16 protein-coding genes are annotated in these 17,223 nt (G+C 70.7%); 4 read left to right on the top strand and 12 right to left on the bottom strand.

All coding sequences use genetic code 11. The features are described from left to right. Window positions 1-30: 30 nt before the first annotated feature. Window positions 31-1,086, top strand: a complete 1,056-nt coding sequence (locus CGQ25_RS18645) for a DUF2637 domain-containing protein (protein ID WP_304442223.1) — start codon at window positions 31-33, stop codon at window positions 1,084-1,086. On the opposite strand, the gene CGQ25_RS16205 is transcribed toward CGQ25_RS18645, so the two are convergent. Further along, a complete protein-coding gene (locus CGQ25_RS16205) occupies window positions 1,087-2,019 on the bottom strand; it encodes a DMT family transporter (RefSeq protein ID WP_255405382.1) in 933 nt (310 codons plus the stop codon). A gap of 123 nt (window positions 2,020-2,142) precedes the next feature. Then, window positions 2,143-4,035 (bottom strand): dihydroxy-acid dehydratase, encoded by a 1,893-nt coding sequence (gene ilvD, locus CGQ25_RS16200; RefSeq protein WP_208710866.1) that lies wholly within the window; start codon window positions 4,033-4,035, stop codon window positions 2,143-2,145. 85 nt (window positions 4,036-4,120) lie between these two features. Here ilvD and CGQ25_RS16195 point away from each other — a divergent pair, with 85 nt between their 5' ends. Further along, a complete protein-coding gene (locus CGQ25_RS16195; protein ID WP_255405381.1) occupies window positions 4,121-4,990 on the top strand; it encodes a helix-turn-helix transcriptional regulator in 870 nt (289 codons plus the stop codon). Here the strand turns inward: CGQ25_RS16195 and CGQ25_RS16190 are convergent. The 3 genes from CGQ25_RS16190 to CGQ25_RS16180 form a co-directional block, all read right to left on the bottom strand. Continuing rightward, on the bottom strand, window positions 4,987-5,811 hold the full coding sequence (locus CGQ25_RS16190) for an alpha/beta fold hydrolase (RefSeq protein ID WP_208710864.1): 825 nt from the start codon (window positions 5,809-5,811) through the stop codon (window positions 4,987-4,989). The two genes, CGQ25_RS16195 and CGQ25_RS16190, sit on opposite strands and share 4 nt — an antisense overlap. A gap of 14 nt (window positions 5,812-5,825) precedes the next feature. Next, window positions 5,826-6,761 (bottom strand): cation diffusion facilitator family transporter, encoded by a 936-nt coding sequence (locus tag CGQ25_RS16185; RefSeq protein ID WP_208710863.1) that lies wholly within the window; start codon window positions 6,759-6,761, stop codon window positions 5,826-5,828. Window positions 6,762-7,125: 364 nt separating this feature from the next. After that, window positions 7,126-7,560, bottom strand: a complete 435-nt coding sequence (locus CGQ25_RS16180) for a universal stress protein (protein WP_208710862.1) — start codon at window positions 7,558-7,560, stop codon at window positions 7,126-7,128. Window positions 7,561-8,331: 771 nt separating this feature from the next. On the opposite strand from CGQ25_RS16180, the gene CGQ25_RS16175 reads away from it, so the two are divergent. Together CGQ25_RS16175 and CGQ25_RS16170 are read left to right on the top strand one after the other, a co-directional pair. Beyond that, the gene (locus tag CGQ25_RS16175) at window positions 8,332-8,742 is read left to right on the top strand and encodes a four-helix bundle copper-binding protein (protein WP_208710861.1); all 411 of its coding nucleotides are present in this window, start codon (window positions 8,332-8,334) and stop codon (window positions 8,740-8,742) included. Window positions 8,743-8,828: 86 nt separating this feature from the next. After that, window positions 8,829-9,272 carry a DUF305 domain-containing protein gene (locus CGQ25_RS16170; protein WP_208710860.1) on the top strand — a complete coding sequence of 148 codons (444 nt, stop codon included), beginning with the start codon at window positions 8,829-8,831 and terminating at the stop codon, window positions 9,270-9,272. A 40-nt stretch (window positions 9,273-9,312) separates the two neighbouring features. On the opposite strand, the gene CGQ25_RS16165 is transcribed toward CGQ25_RS16170, so the two are convergent. From CGQ25_RS16165 to CGQ25_RS16135, 7 genes are all read right to left on the bottom strand, one after another. Further along, on the bottom strand, window positions 9,313-10,182 hold the full coding sequence (locus CGQ25_RS16165; protein WP_208710859.1) for a GAF and ANTAR domain-containing protein: 870 nt from the start codon (window positions 10,180-10,182) through the stop codon (window positions 9,313-9,315). A 75-nt stretch (window positions 10,183-10,257) separates the two neighbouring features. Continuing rightward, entirely contained in the window at window positions 10,258-11,811 is a 1,554-nt protein-coding gene (locus CGQ25_RS16160) for an aldehyde dehydrogenase family protein (protein WP_208710858.1), read from the bottom strand. After that, on the bottom strand, window positions 11,808-12,611 hold the full coding sequence (locus tag CGQ25_RS16155; protein ID WP_208710857.1) for an HD domain-containing protein: 804 nt from the start codon (window positions 12,609-12,611) through the stop codon (window positions 11,808-11,810). The genes CGQ25_RS16160 and CGQ25_RS16155 overlap by 4 nt, the downstream gene beginning before the upstream one ends. 191 nt (window positions 12,612-12,802) lie before the next feature. Continuing rightward, a complete protein-coding gene (locus CGQ25_RS16150) occupies window positions 12,803-14,113 on the bottom strand; it encodes an NAD(P)/FAD-dependent oxidoreductase (protein WP_208710856.1) in 1,311 nt (436 codons plus the stop codon). A gap of 1 nt (window position 14,114) precedes the next feature. Then, window positions 14,115-14,438, bottom strand: coding sequence for a 2Fe-2S iron-sulfur cluster-binding protein (locus CGQ25_RS16145; protein WP_189694476.1), 324 nt, complete (start codon window positions 14,436-14,438; stop codon window positions 14,115-14,117). Window positions 14,439-14,519: 81 nt separating this feature from the next. Beyond that, window positions 14,520-15,302 carry an SDR family NAD(P)-dependent oxidoreductase gene (locus tag CGQ25_RS16140; protein ID WP_208710855.1) on the bottom strand — a complete coding sequence of 261 codons (783 nt, stop codon included), beginning with the start codon at window positions 15,300-15,302 and terminating at the stop codon, window positions 14,520-14,522. Further along, window positions 15,295-17,199 carry a PEP-utilizing enzyme gene (locus tag CGQ25_RS16135; protein WP_208710854.1) on the bottom strand — a complete coding sequence of 635 codons (1,905 nt, stop codon included), beginning with the start codon at window positions 17,197-17,199 and terminating at the stop codon, window positions 15,295-15,297. The genes CGQ25_RS16140 and CGQ25_RS16135 overlap by 8 nt, the downstream gene beginning before the upstream one ends. Window positions 17,200-17,223: the final 24 nt, after the last annotated feature.

The following is a 17,223-nucleotide window of genomic DNA, read 5'->3' as shown; positions in this document are numbered from 1 at the left end:
AACCCCCCGAACCCTGTGAACACCCCATCTGTGAAGACGCCCAAACCCATCTCCCGCCGCATCGTCGGGACCGGTATCGCCGCGACCATCGTCATCGGCGCGGGGGCCTTCGTCCTCAGCTTCTCCGCCCTGACCGACCTGGCCGTGCGTGCCGGCATCAACCCCACGATCGCCTGGATGTGGCCGCTCATCGTGGACGGCATGATCGTCGCCGCAACCGTGGCCATCGTGGCCCTCGCGGGCCGCCAGGGGAGGGAACAGCTCTACCCGTGGATCCTGCTGTTCTTCGGCGCGATCGTCTCGACCGCCGCGAACTCGATCCACGCGGTCCTCGCCGTCCGGGCCGAGAACGGCAACGTTCCCGTCGTCGTCTCGGCACTCGTCGCCGCGATGCCACCCGTCGTCCTCCTGGCCATCACCCACCTCACGGTGCTCCTCGTGCAGTACGCCCGATCCGCAGCCGAGACGTCCGTCCGCGCGGCCGAGGAGGCGGCTGGCCTGGCCGAGCTCGGCGCCGAGGTCGACGCCGCGATGGCCGGGCTCGACGTCGACGCCCTCGAGGCGGCGCTGGCCGGCGACGGGCCCGAGGGTGACGCGGCGTCCGCACCGAAGCCCGCGCGTCCGGCACGCAAGCCGCAGACCTCGCAGGTGTCCTCGGCAGCGACTCCGGCAGGGGGGACCGAGGAGGCGCCCAAGGCCGCCCCGAAGCGGAAGCCCCGCAAGGCGGCCGCCTCTGCGACGTCGCGCCCCGCCGCGGCGACCGGTTCTGTCCGGAAGGTGGAGTCAGCGGCTGCCGGGGAGTCGGGAGCTGGGGAGCCGGCTTCCGCGGAGTCTGGAGCTGGGGATTCCAGCACGGCCGGGGCTCCCGCGCCGAAGGGCGCTTCGGCCGCACGTCCGAATGCCAAATCTGGGCTCGGCTCCGGACGCCCGATCATGCCCGACCTCTCGACGGTCACCTCCGTGAACCCGCTGCTCCGGGGCCCGGCACCCGCCGAGCGCTCGGCCGAGAAGGCGGAGGTCACGGAGTCCCCCGAGTCCGCGAAGGACGCCGAGCTGTCGCCCGAACTCGAGGACGCCCGCGCCTGATCAGGCCCGGGCCCGGGCGAACGCCTTCGCGTTGGCGATCACGACGCCGCCCAGCACGATGCACCCGCCGATGACCTGGGGCAGCGTGATCGCCTGCCCGAGGAGCACCGTCAGGATCGCCGTGAACACGGTGATGAGGTTCAGGAACACCCCGGCACGGGCCGGCGGTATGACCCTCAGCGCCCGGTTCCACAGGAGGTAGGAGAGCACCGACGGGCAGACGGCGATATACGCGACGGACCACACGGCGTCGGGCGTCGCAGGCAGGGTCGGCCCGCCGAGCGCGAGGCTCACCGGCGCGAGGAGGACGACGGCGGCCACCGCCTGCGCGGCCGTCGACGCGATGGGCGGGACCGGTGGGGCAACGCGGCCGAGGATCGTGTAGGCCGTCCACACGACGATGGCCGCGAGCATGAGCAGCTCGCCCTGCCCGAACCCGCCCCGCCCGAAGCCGCCGGTCAGCAGCCGGGCCGGGTCGCCCTTGGAGAGCACCACGAGGACCCCGACGAGCGCGAGGAGCACGCCGAGGATGCTCGTCGGGGTGAGCCGCTGCCTGAGGAAGACGGCGGCCGCGAGGGCGATGAGCGCGGGGTTGAACGCGTTGATGAGCGAGGCGCTGAACGCGTCGGTGAACTCGAGCGACCCGTAGAGCAGGAGCGTGTACCCCAGCATGCCGGTCGCGCCGAGCGCGAGGAGCCACGGCCAGCCGCGCAGCACCTCGCGCCACCGCGGCCTCTCCACGAGCTGCGCGATGACCACCAGCGGCACACAGGCGAGCAGCCACCGCAGCAGCACGAGGCTGACCGGGTCGACCGATCCGACGGCGGCCGCGCCCACCACGTAGTTGCCCGCCCAGAACAGCGTCGCTCCCAGGAGGGAGAGGACGCCGCCCAGGGCGGCCATGCGCGGCGCGGTCTTCAGGTCTGCACTCATTCCATGAGGGTCAGGGTTAGCCCGCGGCCGCAATTGTCGGGTTGAGGCGGGTTGCAGGGCATCGCACCCGCCTCAACTCGACAATTGCGCCAGAGGCGTGGGTCCAGTCGGTCCAGCCTGGCCTCAGGCGACCGGCTGCGGGGCCTGCGGCGACGTGAGCCGGGTGAGGGAGTCGACGTCGCGCACCGCGCCCTTGTCGGCGGAGGTCGCCATGGCGGCGTAGGCGCGCAGCGCCGCGGAGACCGGGCGCGCGCGGTTGGCCGGGTGGTAGCCGGTGGTGGCTTCGAGGCGCTCGCGGCGCGCGTCCAGTTCGGCCTGGTCCACCACGAGCTCCATGGAACGGTTCGGGATGTCGATGCGGATGAGGTCGCCGTCCTCGACGAGCGCAATCGTGCCGCCGGAGGCCGCCTCGGGCGAGATGTGCCCGATCGAGAGGCCCGACGTGCCGCCCGAGAAGCGCCCGTCCGTGATGAGCGCGCACTTCTTGCCCAGGCCGCGGCCCTTGAGGAACGAGGTCGGGTACAGCATCTCCTGCATGCCCGGCCCGCCCTTGGGCCCCTCGTAGCGGATGACGACGACGTCGCCCTCCTTGACCGTCTTGTTCAGGATCTTCTCGACAGCCTCGTCCTGCGACTCGCACACGACCGCCGGGCCCTCGAACGTCCAGATCGACTCGTCCACGCCCGCGGTCTTCACGACCGCGCCGTCCACGGCGACGTTGCCTCGCAGCACCGCCAGGCCGCCGTCCTTCGAGTACGCGTGCTCGACACTGCGGATGCAGCCGCCCTCGGCGTCGGTGTCGAGGGAGGTCCACTCGTTCGACTGCGAGAACGCGGTCGAGGAGCGCTGCCCGCCTGGCGCGGCGTGCCAGAGCTGCTGGGCCTCCTCGGTGGCCTTGCCGCCGCGGATGTCCCACGCGTCCAGCCATGAGGCGAGGTCGGGGGAGTGGACCGAGTGCACGTCGGTGTGGAGGAGGCCGCCGCGGTTGAGCTCGCCGAGCAGCGCGGGGATGCCGCCGGCGCGGTGCACGTCCTCCATGTAGTACGTCTTGTCCTTGGCCACGTTCGGCGCCACCTTGGCGAGGCACGGGACCTTGCGAGACTTCGCGTCGATCTCCGCGAGGCCGTACTCGACGCCTGCCTCCTGCGCCGCCGCGAGCAGGTGCAGGATCGTGTTGGTCGAGCCGCCCATCGCGATGTCCAGGGCCATGGCATTGTCGAACGCCTGCGCCGTGGCGATCGAGCGCGGGAGGACGGAGTCGTCGTCGTCCTCGTAGTAGCGCTTGGCGAGGTCGACGACGGTGGCGCCCGCCCGCTCGTAGAGAGCCTTGCGCGCGGTGTGGGTCGCGAGGACCGAGCCATTGCCGGGCAGGGAGAGGCCGATGGCCTCGGTGAGGCAGTTCATCGAGTTGGCGGTGAACATGCCCGAGCAGGAGCCGCAGGTGGGGCAGGCGTTCTGCTCGATGAGGTCGATGTCGGCATCGGAGATCGACTCGTCGACGGCGTCGGCGATCGCGTTGACCAGGTCGAGGGAGCGGACCGAGCCGTCCGTGAGCGTCACGCGGCCGGCCTCCATCGGGCCGCCCGAGACGAAGACCGTGGGGATGTTCAGGCGCAGCGCGGCCATGAGCATGCCCGGGGTGATCTTGTCGCAGTTGGAGATGCACACCAGGGCGTCGGCGCAGTGCGCGTTGACCATGTACTCGACCGAGTCCGCGATGAGGTCGCGCGACGGGAGGGAGTACAGCATGCCGCCGTGGCCCATGGCGATGCCGTCGTCGACCGCGATGGTGTTGAACTCGCGCGGGACGGCGCCGGCGGCGAGGATGGCGTCGGAGACGATGCGGCCCACCGGGGCAAGGTGGGTGTGCCCGGGGACGAACTCGGTGAACGAGTTGGCGACAGCGATGATCGGCTTGCCGATGTCCGCGTTGGCGACGCCGGAGGCGCGCATCAGTGCGCGGGCGCCGGCCATGTTGCGGCCATGGGTGACAGTACGGGAGCGAAGAGCTGGCATGGGACCACACCATCACGCGCGCGCGGGCCCCCGCCAGACTGCAGTGATACTAGTAGTGAAACTACTAGCGTTCGAGGAGGTCGGGGTGGAGCCTGCAGCGCCCGCCGATGCCCGGCGCAAGGAACTGGGCGCCTTCCTGCGCAAGAAGCGCGAGCGCGCCGTCCGGGCCGAGTACGGACTCCCGCCCGTCGGGCGTGGCCGCCTGGTGGGGCTGCGCCGCGAGGAGATCGCGTTCCTCTCCGGCGTCTCGGTCACCTGGTACACCTGGCTCGAACAGGGCCGGGACATCAACCCTTCGCGCCAGGTGCTCGACGCCGTCGCGGTCAACCTGCGCCTCACCGCGCCGGAGCACGACTACATCCTGGGCCTGAGCGGCTTCGCCCCGGCCCCGCGGGAGGCGCCGGCCGCTCCCGAGCCGGTTCCCGAGCATGTCCAGCATCTCCTCGAGGCCCTCGACCCGGCGCCGGCCTTCGCCGTCACGTCCACGTGGGACATCGGGGCCTGGAACCACGGGTACGAGGCGCTGTTCCCGGGCATCGCCTCGGTCCCGGCTCCGGACCGGAACCTCCTGCGGCTCACCTTCACGGATCCCTACGTGCGCGGCATGCTGCCCGACTGGGAGGTCACGGTGCGCAGCTTCCTGGCCGACTACCGCGCGGAGGCCGGCTCGCACGCGGACCGCGCCGCGCACGTGGAGCTGGTCTCCCGGCTGCGGCAGGACTCGGAGGACTTCGCCCGCGCCTGGGACGACCACGAGGTGCGCCGCTTCGCCTCACGCGCCCGGACCTTCCTGCACCCGGTGGCCGGGCGCCTGGACTTCGAGCAGCACCAGCTCGTCCCGTCCGACGCCCCGACCCTGCACATCGTCGCGTACCTCCCCGCGCCGGGGTCGGACACGCGGGAGCGCATGGCCGAGCTCGTGCGGCAGGCGTCCGCGGCGGACGCGGCCGACTAGGAGGCCGCGCCGAGGTGCTCCACGATGGCCCGCGCCACCTCGCGGGGCGAGTCCTCGGTGGGGATGTGCTTGCCCTCGACCACCACGAGGTCCGCATTCGGGATCTCCTCGACGTACCGGCGGGCGAACTCGACCTTCTGGAAGTCGTCGTCGCGTCCCCACACCAGCCGCGTGGGGATGGCGGCCTCCTTCAGCGCCGGGACCAGTGCAAGGGTGTACCGGGAGTCGGCGGCCGCCGCCATCGCCATCCAGGACCGCACGCGTGCCGGCTCGTGCCACGGGCTGAGGTAGTCCGCGAGCTCCTCCTCGCTCAGCATGCGGTTGGTGCTGCCGCGGGTCGAGGTCTCGCGGGCCTTCAGCAGGTCCGTGGTGCCGGTGGAGTCGCGGACGGCACGGTCGCGGAAGCGTTCGACGGCGGGCACCGGCCAGGAGTCGAACATCACCGCGTTCATCAGCACCATCTTCCGCACGCGCCCGGTTGTGGCAGCCAGATGCTGGGCGATGCCGCCGCCGATGTCGTGGCCGGCCACGTCGAAGCTGTCCAGGCCGAGGGCGTCGGCGGCCCGGCCCACGGTCTGCGCCAGGGCGGGCACGGTGGCCTGCTCGGGCGTGAGCTCACCCGTGCTCGCGCCGAACCCGGGCAGGTCCAGGGCGATGCAGCGCGCGGCCCGTCCCAGCTCCGGCAGGACTGATGCCCAGACCCGGCTCCAGAACGTCCCGTGCAGGAGGAGGAGCGGGGGCAGGCCCGGTTCCCCCGCGGTGAGGTAGGACAGCTCGTCGCCGTCGACCTCGACGGTCCTGCGGCTGACGGGATTCGGCATGCTTTCCTCCGTGTTCACGCTGGCCGGTCCGCCTCGGCGGCTGTCTCGAGTTCGGGTTCGATGTAGATGAGGCTGGCGGCCGGCACAGCACGCCGGATCCGGTGCTCGGCGTCCTTGAGCCGGTCCACGAGGTCCTTGGCGGTGACGCACTCGAGCACGGCGATCTTTGCCGTCACGAGGATTTCCTCGGGCCCCAGATGCATGGTCTTGAGGTGGATGAGCCGGTTCTGCCCCTGGCCCTCCAGCGCCTCGCGGATCGCGCGGAGCTGGGGCTTGCCGGCGGATTCGCCGAGGAGCAGCGAGGTCATCTCCACCGCGAGCACGGCGGCGACGAGGATCAGGAGGATGCCGATGAACGCAGTGCCGGCGGCGTCCCACAGCCCGTTGCCCGTCAGCAGGGTCAGCCCGACCCCGAGGAGGGCGAACAGGAGTCCGACGACGGCGGCCGAGTCTTCCATGAGGATCACTGGCAGCTCGGGCGCCTTCGCCGTCGTGATGAACCGGCGCCAGGACTGGCCCGCGCGCAGCGGCTTTGACTCCGAGAACGCGACGAAGAACGACCGCCCCTCCATGGCGATGGCGCCGACGAGGACGACGAGGGGGACCCACCACCAGCTGCCTTCGATCGGGTGCGGGTCCTGCCATTTGTGGTACGCCTCGTAGAGGGCGAACAGGCCGCCCAGGCTGAACAGCACGATCGAGACGACGAAGGCGTAGATGTACCGGCTGCGCCCGTGGCCGAAGGGATGCTGCTCGTCGGGCTCCCGCTTCGAGGCCTTCCTCCCGATCAGCAGCAGGATCTGGTTCCCAGAGTCGGCCACCGAGTGAATGGACTCGGCCAGCATCGACGACGACCGGGTGAGCAGGAACGCAATGAACTTCAGCACAGCGATGCCGAGATTCGCGGCCAGTGCCGCGAGCACAGCCTTGGTGCCGCCGCCAGCAGCCACGGCTTCCTCCTTCCGGGTCTTTCGACCACCGAGTAGTGGATGGTCTGGGCGGTGACCCTGCCGCCGCGGATCACATAGCTGTCCGCGCCGTCGTGCGGTTCGTCCACGGCGTGCCTCCCCGTTCGTGCCAGCGGCAGTCTTCATTCCAGCAGCAGTGTTCGTTCCTCCCGCAGGGCGCTGTCTCCGGCAGATTCCCGTCGCGTGGGCGAACGGGCGTCTGTGCCTTACCCGTGTGGCGGAGCGGCAATCCGATGCCGTCGCAGGCTGCGCTGGTTGGGGCGTCGGTGTGAGGGAACTGTGCGGAGGTGGACCCTTTCCTGCTCCCTCCGTTGCCTGCGCGGCCTCGGCCGACCGACCGGAACGCTCAGACGGCCGCCTTCGGGCGGATGATCAGGACGGGGCACGAGGCGTGGTGCGCGATCTGGGTCGAGACCGATCCGAGCAGGAGCCCGGTGAACCCGCCGTGGCCGCGGGACCCGACGACGAGAAGGTCCGCGTCCTTGGAGGCATCCAGCAGCCCGGCGGCGGGCAGGTTCCTCACGAGCGACCGCTCAATCTCCACCCCATCGGCGGAGACGGCCTCCAAGGCTTTGGCCTGGACTCGTTGGGCAGCATTGAGGGCGTCGTTGATCCCGGCATCCTCGACGGTTGAGGGCACCGGGACGTAGTGCCACGCCGTGACCACGCGGACGCGTCCGCGCCGGAGCCGCGCCTCGTCCACGGCCCACTGAAGCGCGGCCGCCGAATGCTCGGACCCGTCGACCCCGACCACCACTAGGAATCCACCGCCAGAATCCATGCTTCCGTCCTTCCCACGGGCCAATCAGGCAGGGCCAGTGTCATTCTGCGGTCCTTGCCGGTCAAGGTCCGGGGCAGTGCACGCGGCTCCCCTCCTCCGGGGGACCACGCGAGGAGGGCGGGCCCAGACTGATGAGTTTGGGCGCCGGGGTAGTGGGGGACCGGTGGGAGAGAAGCTGGACGGAGAGGAGCGGCGATGAGGCGTGCGGGATGGGCACGGGGGCCGCTTTCTCGGCTCGCTGCCCTGCAGGGTGCGGCTGTGGCCGCCGCGCTCCTGCTGCTCTCCGCAGCCTTCCTCGTCGGCTGCAGTCTTCCCGGAGGGCACGCACCGGGCCCCGCCGGGACCGCGCACGGCAGCCAGCTGTCCGCGCGCGCCGAGGCCTCGAACCTGCCAGCTGAGCCGCCGACCCTGCCAGAACGGCGCGCGGCCCCGGAGCGGGTCGAGGATGACCCGCTCCCGGCCAAGCCGCACCCGTGCTGCGTCTCGGCCCTCCAGTCGGGAAGGGTCTCGCTACAGCCGGACGCTGCTACCTCAACCCCCGTGCACGCCGACGCTCCAGCCGCGCACGCGCTTTGGGACAGGGACGCTCTGGCGCGCCCTGCCCCACCCGACTCCAGCCCACCGCGACCGCCGTCCCTGGAGGGACTGTCGATCAGTCGGACGTAGGACCCTGGCCAGAGGGGCCAAGACACGTGGCACCGCTGCCGCGGCCGCCCGACCGCTCCGGCCATCTGCCGATTCGACTGACCTACTTCCAAGGAGACGAGAGCCATGACCCATCACATCCAGAGCATGCTGGAGACCTACCCCAAGGACCTCGGCGGGATCGACCGCGAGAAGCTGGCCGAGTGCATCGAGGCGTGCTTCGAGTGCGCCCAGACCTGCACTGCGTGCGCCGACGCATGCCTCAGCGAGGACATGGTCGCCGACCTCACCAAGTGCATCCGCACCAATCTGGACTGCGCAGACATCTGCGTCACCACCGGCAGGGCGCTTTCCCGCCATACCGGCTACGACGCGAACATCACCCGGGCGCTGCTGGAAGCCTGCCGCACGGTCTGCGCATCCTGCGGCGACGAATGCGGGCAGCACGCTGAGATGCACGAGCACTGCCGTGTCTGCGCCGAAGCCTGCCGCCGCTGCGAGCAGGCCTGCGCCGACCTCCTGGCCGCTCTGGGCTGAGCGCCTCCCAGAACTGGTCCACGAGGGTGCCGGCACGGCGGGAGCCGTGCGGGCACCCCGGGGCTGCCTTGAACGAAGGAGCCACCATGAAGTCCAACTACTGGAAGTTGGCACTGACCCTCGCAGTGAGCTTCGTGATCATGTTGCTGCTGACCTACTCGATGATCCGCACGTGGGACCACTTCTACCTGAATCTGGCCAACGCCTACATGGCCCTGATGATGGTGGCCCCGATGGGGATCCTGATGCTCGCCGTCATGTGGGGCATGTTCAAGGACAAGCGGCTCAACATCATCCTGATGGCCGTCCTTGCCGTGCTCTTCGCCGTCGTGTTCGCCTTCGGCAGGTTCGAGACCTTCATCGGCGACCGCCAGTTCCTGGAGTCGATGATCCCCCACCACTCACGGGCGATCCTGATGTGTCAGGAAGCCAGCATCACCGACCCGGAGATCAAGGACCTCTGCGACGAGATCGTCTCCTCGCAGCAGAAGGAGATCGACCAGATGAAGGCAATCCTCGAGCGCCACTGACCGCGGCCTCCGTGCGCCGCCGCCGCGTGGGCGCCGTGCCTCAGCTGAAGTGCGTCTCGGGATTCGCGTCGCCGAAGCGGGCAAGCACCGTAGAGGCGACTTCGCGCAGTTTCATGTTGCGGTGCATCGAGGCGCTCTTGAGGACCTCGATGGCCTGCGCCGGGGTGCAGTTCGACTGGGCCATGATGACCCCAGCCGCGAGGTTGATCGTGGTGCGGGACTCGAGGGCCGCGGCGAGGTCCGCGGACCTCTCGCTCTCCTGGGCGAAGCGGATGGCCAGCTGGACCGAACGGGACGCGAGGGCCGCGAGTTCCTCGGCCTCGGCGCGGAGATCGGCCGAGAAGCCCTCGGGCTCGGTGCTGTAGCTGTTGAGCGCGGCGGTGGCCTTGGCCGAGGTGGGCAGCGGGATCGGGGTCGCGAACACCGAGCGGAGGGGAGCGCCGTCGACGGCCTGGCGGTAGCGGGGGTAGCGCTTCGTGGTGCGGAGGTCGGGGACGTAGACGGTGCGCTCGGTGCTCACGGACTCCTGGCAGGGGCCCTCGCCGCTCGCGTACTGGACCTCGTCCATGGCCTCGGCCATCGCATCGCTGCTCGCCATAGTGCTCCGACGGCCGTCGCGGTCCACCGTGACGCTGCAGGAGACCTCGCCGATGCCCGAGAGGACCTTCGCTGCGAGCTGGGAAATCCGCGTCAGGAAGGTCGAGAGGTCCGGGCCGTCGAGCAGGAGGTCGAGGAGCTCGTCCTCCCGGGCCCGCGCCATGGCCGAGCGCCCGTCGACCACGGCGCCGTTCTCCGGAGGCGTCGGCGCGGTCGCAGACCCGTTCGAGGGGGCGCTAGCCTCCTGCGGAGGCGCGGCCACCCCCACGTCCGGTTCGCTTCGGCGGTCGGCACCACTCGCGGTCTCGTCCATGATCACCCCTGCCTCCCTCAGATGGCCCTCGCGGGACCAGCGTGATTCCCAGCGTACGCCGTGCGGGCCTGCCCGCTACCCCGCCTTCCGGTGGATCGACTTGTAGGTCAGGTAGGCCCCGAGGCCCTCGATTCCGTACTCCGTCCCGAGCCCGGAATCGTGCCGGCCGCCGAACGGCGCGGAGTGGTTCGAGGCGAAGAAGTTGATGCCGATAGACCCCGTGTCCACTCTGTCAGCGACGGCCAGGGCCGCCTCCGGGTCGGACGAGAACACGAGGCCGCCGAGGCCGAACTCGGTGTTGTTGGCCAGCGCCACGGCCTCGTCGACCCCGCCACCGGGGGCCGAGTCGTCGTACTTCAGGATCGTCAGGACCGGTCCGAAGATCTCCTCCCGCGCCACCCGCATGGACGGGGTGACGTCCGCGAACACGGTCGGCTCCACGAAGAACCCACCCTCGAGGCCGGTCTCCGGAGCGAACGACGCCGCCCTGCCGCCCGCCGTCGCCCGCGCGCCTTCCGCGAGCCCTGACTCGACGTAGCCCATGACCGTCCCGAACTGGGCCTTGGTGGCGCTGGGCCCGAAGACCGTGGACGGGTCGAGCGGGTCGCCCTGCGGCGCCGCGGCGATGACGGACCGGGCCATCTCCACCACCTCCTCGTACCGCGAGGCCGGGGCAAGGATGCGCGTGGAGATGTAGCAGGTCTGTCCCGTGTTGCGCATCGAGGAGCGGATCAGCACCTTGGCCATCGCGTCCAGATCCGCGTCCGGGAGCACGATCGCGCTGGACTTGCCGCCCAGTTCCAGGGTGACCGGCCGCAGCAGCTCCCCGCACGCCGCCGCGATGCGCCGCCCCACCGGCGTCGAGCCCGTGAACGCGACCTTGTCCACACCCGGGTGCTTCACGAGCAGGTCGCCCATCCGGCCCGAGCCGGTCACGAGGTTCACGACGCCGGCCGGCACGCCCGCGGCCGCGACGGCGTCGACGATGAACCGGATCGACAGCGGCGTGGGCGAGGCCGGCTTGATCACCACGGTGCACCCTGCCAGCAGCGCGGGGGCGAGCTTGATGACCACGAGGTTGATCGGGAAGTTCCACGGCGCGATCAGCGCGCACACCCCCACCGGTTCGCGCCGCACCACGGACTCCTGGCCCGGAGCGAACGGGAATGGGCGCACGTCCTCGCGCTCGAGGTACTCGGCGAGGGTCGCAAAGTAGCGGAAGATCCCCGCCGCGTTCGCCGCCGCCCCCCGCGTCTCCGTGATGGGCGAGCCGTTCTCGCGCGTGTTCGTCAGGGCAAGGGTCTCGGCACGGGCCTCGATCTCGTCCGCGATCCGCGTCAGGTAGGCGGCGCGCTCGGAGGGGGAGAGGCGGGGCCAGGGGCCGGCGTCGAACGCCCGGCGCGCGGCGGCCACCGCGGCGTCGACGTCCTCCGCCGAGCCGTCCGGCACCTCGCCCCACACCTCGCCCGTCGCGGGGTCCGTCACGGGGTTCCGTCCGGTACCGCGGGCGGGGACGTACGCGCCGTCGATGAACATGTCGTCGACGCGCGTGTAGGGGAGGTTGAGCGTCGCGCGCCGGGCGCGGGCATCCTGGGTGTGCGCATCCTGGGCTGTGGGCACGGTGGTCATCGGAGAACTCCCGTCTTGAGCAGCGCGTTCGAACGCGCGAGGTCCGCCCTGGCCATCTCGACGGCGGCGGCGGTGATGAGCTCGGGCACGATCTCGGCGGCGAGCCGGTCCGTGTACGTGGCCGGGTCCATGCCGAACCACGAGGAGGCCAGCGCGATCCCCGCCCGGTCGAAGCGCCAGGCACGGTCGGCGTCGCGCACGAGCGCGTCCTCGAGCGAGTAGGCGACGTGCCGCGTGTCGTGGCCGTCGATGATCGCCGTCACCCGCTCCACGAACTCGTCCGCGTACCCGAGACCCGGGAGCACCTCCTGGGCCACGAGGCAGCCCTGGTGCTCATGCTCGTAGCGGATCTGGGCCTTGCGCCAGTCGCCGGTGAAGCCCTCGGAGAGGATCCGGGACTCGTCGACGCGGGCCCAGCCGGTGTCGTGCAGGAGGGTCGCGACGAGCACGAGCTCGCGGTCCGCGCTCGGGTAGGCGTCGCACAGCCGCTCGGCGTAGGCGACCGAGATGGGCAGGTGGATGTCGTTCCCGCGCGTCCTGGTGTACGGCACCACGGCCTTCCAGAGCGCGTCGAGGCGGCCGCCCGGGCCCGCGGTGCTGGGCGTGTCGCAGATGGACCGGGTGTCCACGGGCCCCTCGGCGGGGATCGGCCGGACGGGGTGGGCTGCGGCGAACGCGTCCGCACGGGCCGTGTCCACGGCGGGCTGGCCGGCGTGCTGCTCGGCGGCGGACGACGGCGGCGGCTCGGCGCTCGCGGTCGCGCTCGCCTGCGGTGCGGCGAGGCTGGGGTGGTCAGTCATGGGATCCTCCGGTGCAAGGAAAGGGACGAGGGGGCCGGTGGGGCGGGTCGCCGTGCCGCGTCAGCAGGGACTCTGCCGGGTGCGCGACGGGGGCCGGCCCGTACGATCGGTGCCCGCCCGCACGATCGGTGCTGGTCCGCACCGATCGTGCGGCTGCGAGCCGATCATGCGAGCGTGGCCGGCCAGACGGCCTACGCGGCCAGGGTTTTAAGCTGGACGGTCATGTCCGGCGCGGCGCCGGCGGCAGCGACGGCGTCGGCCGGGATGTTCTGGCCCTTGGCGAGGGCGTTCTTGACGGCCATGAAGTCCAGCGGGGCGTTGACGCAGTCGGCGGCGATGATCCGGCCGGCGCGGTAGTACAGGACGGAGAACTTGCCGCGCTCGTCGTCGCGCCGGACCACGGTCTGGTCGTAGCCCATCGAGAGTCCGGCGATCTGCAGCTTGAGGTCCGCCTGGTTCGACCAGAACCACGGGATGCCCGCGTAGTCCTCGCGGCGGCCCATGAGCGAGTACGCCGCGACCTTCGCGTGCTCGATCGCGTTGTTGACGCTCTCGAGCCGGATGCGCTCGCCGGCGGGGGAGCCCGGGACCGGGTTGGGCATGTTCGCGCAGTCGCCCACGGCCACGGTCGTGCCGTCGGAGGCGAGCGCGTGCTCGTCCACGACGATCCCGTTGTCCACGGCCAGGCCCATCTGCTCGGCCAGCTCCGTGTTCGGGATGACGCCGATCCCCACCAGCACGATCTGCGCCGGGATCACCTCGCCAGCACCCCCGGCACCTTCGAGCTCGACGCCGGCGACGGCCTTCCCGCCGTCGCCCGTCGCACCCGGCACGAAGCGGGAGATGCGCGCGTCGAGGCGGATGTCCAGCCCGCGGGAGCGGTGCGCGTCGAGGAAGAACTGGGCGGTCTCCTCGCCGACGGCGCGGCCCACGAGCCGCGGCCCGTGCTCGAGCAGCACCACGTTCTTGCCCATCTTCTTCAGGCTCGAGGCGGCCTCGAGGCCGATGAACCCGCCGCCCACCACCACGACGTCGGTCGCGTCGCCAACCATGGCCTTCAGCGCCAGGGCGTCGTCGGCGTTGCGGAGGTACACGACGCCGGTGAGGTCGGCGCCGTCGACGGCGATCTTCCGCGCCCGGGCGCCCACGGTCAGGGCGAGGCGCTTGAACGGGAACTCCGCCCCGGACTCCGCGACCGCGACGCCGGATCCGTCAGGGTTCTTCTCAATCCGGACGATCCGCTGGTCCTTGACCAGCGTGACGTTGTGCTCGTCCCAGTACTCGGCCGAGCGGAAGATGAGCGACTCGTTGCCCACCTCGCCCTGGAGCCACTCCTTCGAGAGGGCCGGGCGCTGGTAGGGGCGGTGGTTCTCCTCGCCGAGGAGCGTGATGGGCTCCTCGAAGCCGAGGGCGCGGAGCGAGATGGCCAGCTGGACGCCGGACTGGCTCGCGCCGATGATCAGCAGGCCCGTGGGCTCCTGGCCGGGCGTGTCGGCAGCCATCTCACACCTGCGTTTCCGGGGTGGTCACGTACAGGTCCATCCCCTCGGTGAGCTTGAGCTGGCAGGACAGGCGCGAGTTCTCCTCGCGGTCCACGGCGGTGCCGTAGAGCATCTCGTCCTCCATGGGCTCCATGGGCGGGAGCTCGGAGAGGCAGTCCTCGCGGACGAACACGTGGCAGGTGGCGCAGGAGAGCGAGCCGCCGCACTCGGCGACGATCCCCGGCACGCCGTTGCGCACGGCGGTCTCCATGACGGAGTCGCCGGGGCGTCCCTCGATGTCCCGGACGGTGCCCTCCGCGTCGGTGTAGTGGACGGTGGTGGTCATTGGGATGCTCTCCTGAAAGTTGATGTCAGGTGGTGTTGACGAGGTTGAGGGGTCATGTCCCTGAGGTCATGTCCTGCGCGGTCAGATGAACTGCCGGCCGCCGTCGACCACGAGGGTCTGGCCGGTCATGTAGGAGGAGTCGGGGCTCGCGAGGAAGAGCGCGGCGCCCACGATGTCCTCGGGCTGGCTGGCCCGCTTGATGGCGCCGCGGTCCACGCCGTACGTGGCCGCGTTCTCCATGAGCCCGTAGCTGGCCTCGGTGAGGGTGAACCCGGGGGCGATCGCGTTGACCGTCACCCCGCGCTTGCCGAGCTCCTTGGCCAGGACCCGGGTCAGGGCCACGACCCCGCCCTTCGAGGTGACGTAGTGCGCCCACTGCTCGGAGCCCGAGTAGATCGTGGCGCTCGAGAGGTTGATGACGCGCCCGCCCTCGCCCAGGTACGGGCTGGCCGCGCGGGTCACGAGCCACGGGCCCTTGAGGTTCACGCCCATCACGAGGTCCCACTCGGCCGGGTCGATCTCCTCGAACGGGCTGCGGGTCACCGTCGCGTAGATGGCAGCGTTATTCACGACGACGTCGATGCGGCCTCCGCCGAACTCGGCGGCTTCCGCGGCCATCGCCTCGGTGGACGCGACGTCGGTGACGTCGACCTTCAGCCCGAGAGCCTGGGCGCCGGCCTCGCGGACGAGCTGCGCCGTCTCCTCGGCACCGGCCGCGTTCACGTCCGCCACCGCGACGCGGTAGCCGCGGGACGCGAAGCCGAGGGCGAAGGCCCGGCCCAGGCCCCCGGCCGCGCCCGTGATGAGCGCGAGCCGAGGGGACTGGGTGCCGCCGGAGGAGGGAGCCGGGTGCTGCTCAGACATGCGCCGGCTCCTGCGCGGCCTCGCCGTGGCCGTGCTCGTCGTGCGAGTGGCTGTGGGCACCGGGGCCGGACACCTCGGGCGCGTCCAGGATCTCCACGATGCCCTTCGTCCCGTCGACGCGGAGCCGCTGCCCGGTGACGATCGTGGTCGAGGCCGAGCCCGTGCCGGTGACGGCGGGGAGTCCGTACTCGCGGCACACGATCGCCGCGTGGCTCATCATGCCGCCGATGTCCGTGACGGTCGCGGCGATCTTGCCGAAGATCGGGCCCCAGGACGGCGCGGTGACGGGAGCGACCAGGATGTCGCCCTGCTGGACCTCGGAGAGGTGGTCGGCGTCCATGATGACGCGCGCCGGCCCTTCCACGACGCCGGGCGAGGCCGCCATGCCGCGGAGGCCGCCGCCGTCGACCGCTTCGCCTTCGCCCAGCCACTGCTGCACCTGCTCGGTGGTGATGCCCCAGAGCATGCGGGTGAAGGGCTCGGTGATGGAGGCCGGCGGGGTGTTGAGCGCGGGGGCCGGGCGGGCGGTCTTGAGGGCGTCGACGATGGCGCGGCGGCGCTCGATCTCCTCGGGCCAGTAGCTCGGGCCGATCGGCTGCGCGGCGCCCACGCCCCACCAGGTCACTAGGTCGAAGATCGCGTCGCGGACCTCGTTGCGGCCCAGGTAGAGCAGGTCGTCCGGCTGGGTCCAGAAGCCCTCGGCGTGGAAGAGGCGCGAGAGCTCGCGGATCTTGCGCCAGAACACGCCCATGGTCCAGTGCTCGATGTAGAAGTTGTGGTTCTCCACGTACGGGTAGCACTGGGCGGCCAGGCCGCGCTTGGCGTCGAAGGCGGCGAGGTTGTCGCCGTCGAGCAGTTCGCGGTACTCCTCGACGATCCGCTCCTTCTCGGCGACGAGCGCCTCGACCGGGCGGAGGATCTCCTGCCCGGCGTCCAGGCGGGCGATGTAGTCCTTGATGTAGTTGAGCGGGATCTCGGGGTGCTCGTTCCAGTACTTGTCGTGGCCGTAGAAGCCGTTGCCCACGGTGAAGTTGAACCACGGGTCGTGGGCCTCCTCCCACCGCTGGATCCAGTGCTGGCCCCCCTCGGAGGCGCGGATCGCGCCCAGGGTGGCGTCGGCGTCGTCCGCGTTCTCGAAGGCGGACTGGATCCCGAGCTCGACGGCGAGGGCGGCGAGGCCCTTGAGCTCGTCGTCGGGGCGGAACAGCTCCATGTCGACGCCCTGGACCATCGTCGCGATCGACTGGTCCGGGATGTTCGGGAAGACCTGCTTGCAGAAGTTGAAGAAGTCCAGGTAGGCGATGTACCCGAGGTTCAGGAACTCGAAGTGGTACTGCCAGTTCTGGTAGGCAAGCTGGATGAGGCGGTCGTAGTTGTCCATGAGGACCTCGGAGCCGTCCATGGCCTTGCCGGAGTGGATGTCCTCGATCGGGACGATGGCCGGAGGCTTGGCGAAGGTGATCTTCTCCATCTCGTCGATGGTGCCCTTGACCTTGGTGTGCCACTGCTCGAGCAGGCGCGGCCAGTTCTGGAAGTAGTAGCCCACGCGCTCCTCGAAGTCCGGCACGCGCGCGGCGATCTGGTCCTCCGGCACCGGGATGGGGCTCATGTAGAGGTAGCCGAGGTGGATGCGGAACTCGATCCCGTTGGCGTTGGGGATCATGAGGTGGCGGGCGTTGTACTGGCCCAGGCACTTGACCGCGAACTCGCCGCCGATCGTCTCGAACGGCTTGAACACCGTGGGCCAGTGCTGGGAGTCGCAGAACCAGAACTTGGCGTCCTCCTGCTCCTTGAGCTTGTCCTGGAACACGAGGTAGTAGGGGTACAGCTTCTCCCAGCCCTCGGCTCCGGCGGGGACCGGCAGCTCGGACGGCTTCGGGAAGGACTTCATCGACATTGGTGTGTCCTCTGCTCTGTTCGG

The organism is Sinomonas sp. R1AF57 (genome assembly GCF_002224485.1).
Taxonomy (GTDB): Bacteria; Actinomycetota; Actinomycetes; order Actinomycetales; family Micrococcaceae; genus Sinomonas; species Sinomonas flava.
Note: the sequence above shows the minus strand (reverse complement) of the source record. Positions and strands in the feature narration are given on the sequence as shown.

Coding starts and splice junctions, on each gene's coding strand:
- CGQ25_RS16140 (WP_208710855.1), bottom strand. CDS start 15,302: ATGTCTGAGCAGCACCCGGCTCCCTCCTCCGGCGGCACCCAGTCCCCT.
- CGQ25_RS16180 (WP_208710862.1), bottom strand. CDS start 7,560: ATGGATTCTGGCGGTGGATTCCTAGTGGTGGTCGGGGTCGACGGGTCC.
- CGQ25_RS16150 (WP_208710856.1), bottom strand. CDS start 14,113: ATGGCTGCCGACACGCCCGGCCAGGAGCCCACGGGCCTGCTGATCATC.
- CGQ25_RS16190 (WP_208710864.1), bottom strand. CDS start 5,811: ATGCCGAATCCCGTCAGCCGCAGGACCGTCGAGGTCGACGGCGACGAG.
- CGQ25_RS16145 (WP_189694476.1), bottom strand. CDS start 14,438: ATGACCACCACCGTCCACTACACCGACGCGGAGGGCACCGTCCGGGAC.
- CGQ25_RS16205 (WP_255405382.1), bottom strand. CDS start 2,019: ATGAGTGCAGACCTGAAGACCGCGCCGCGCATGGCCGCCCTGGGCGGC.
- CGQ25_RS16165 (WP_208710859.1), bottom strand. CDS start 10,182: ATGGACGAGACCGCGAGTGGTGCCGACCGCCGAAGCGAACCGGACGTG.
- CGQ25_RS16155 (WP_208710857.1), bottom strand. CDS start 12,611: ATGACTGACCACCCCAGCCTCGCCGCACCGCAGGCGAGCGCGACCGCG.
- CGQ25_RS16175 (WP_208710861.1), top strand. CDS start 8,332: ATGACCCATCACATCCAGAGCATGCTGGAGACCTACCCCAAGGACCTC.
- CGQ25_RS16135 (WP_208710854.1), bottom strand. CDS start 17,199: ATGTCGATGAAGTCCTTCCCGAAGCCGTCCGAGCTGCCGGTCCCCGCC.
- CGQ25_RS16170 (WP_208710860.1), top strand. CDS start 8,829: ATGAAGTCCAACTACTGGAAGTTGGCACTGACCCTCGCAGTGAGCTTC.
- ilvD (WP_208710866.1), bottom strand. CDS start 4,035: ATGCCAGCTCTTCGCTCCCGTACTGTCACCCATGGCCGCAACATGGCC.
- CGQ25_RS16160 (WP_208710858.1), bottom strand. CDS start 11,811: ATGACCACCGTGCCCACAGCCCAGGATGCGCACACCCAGGATGCCCGC.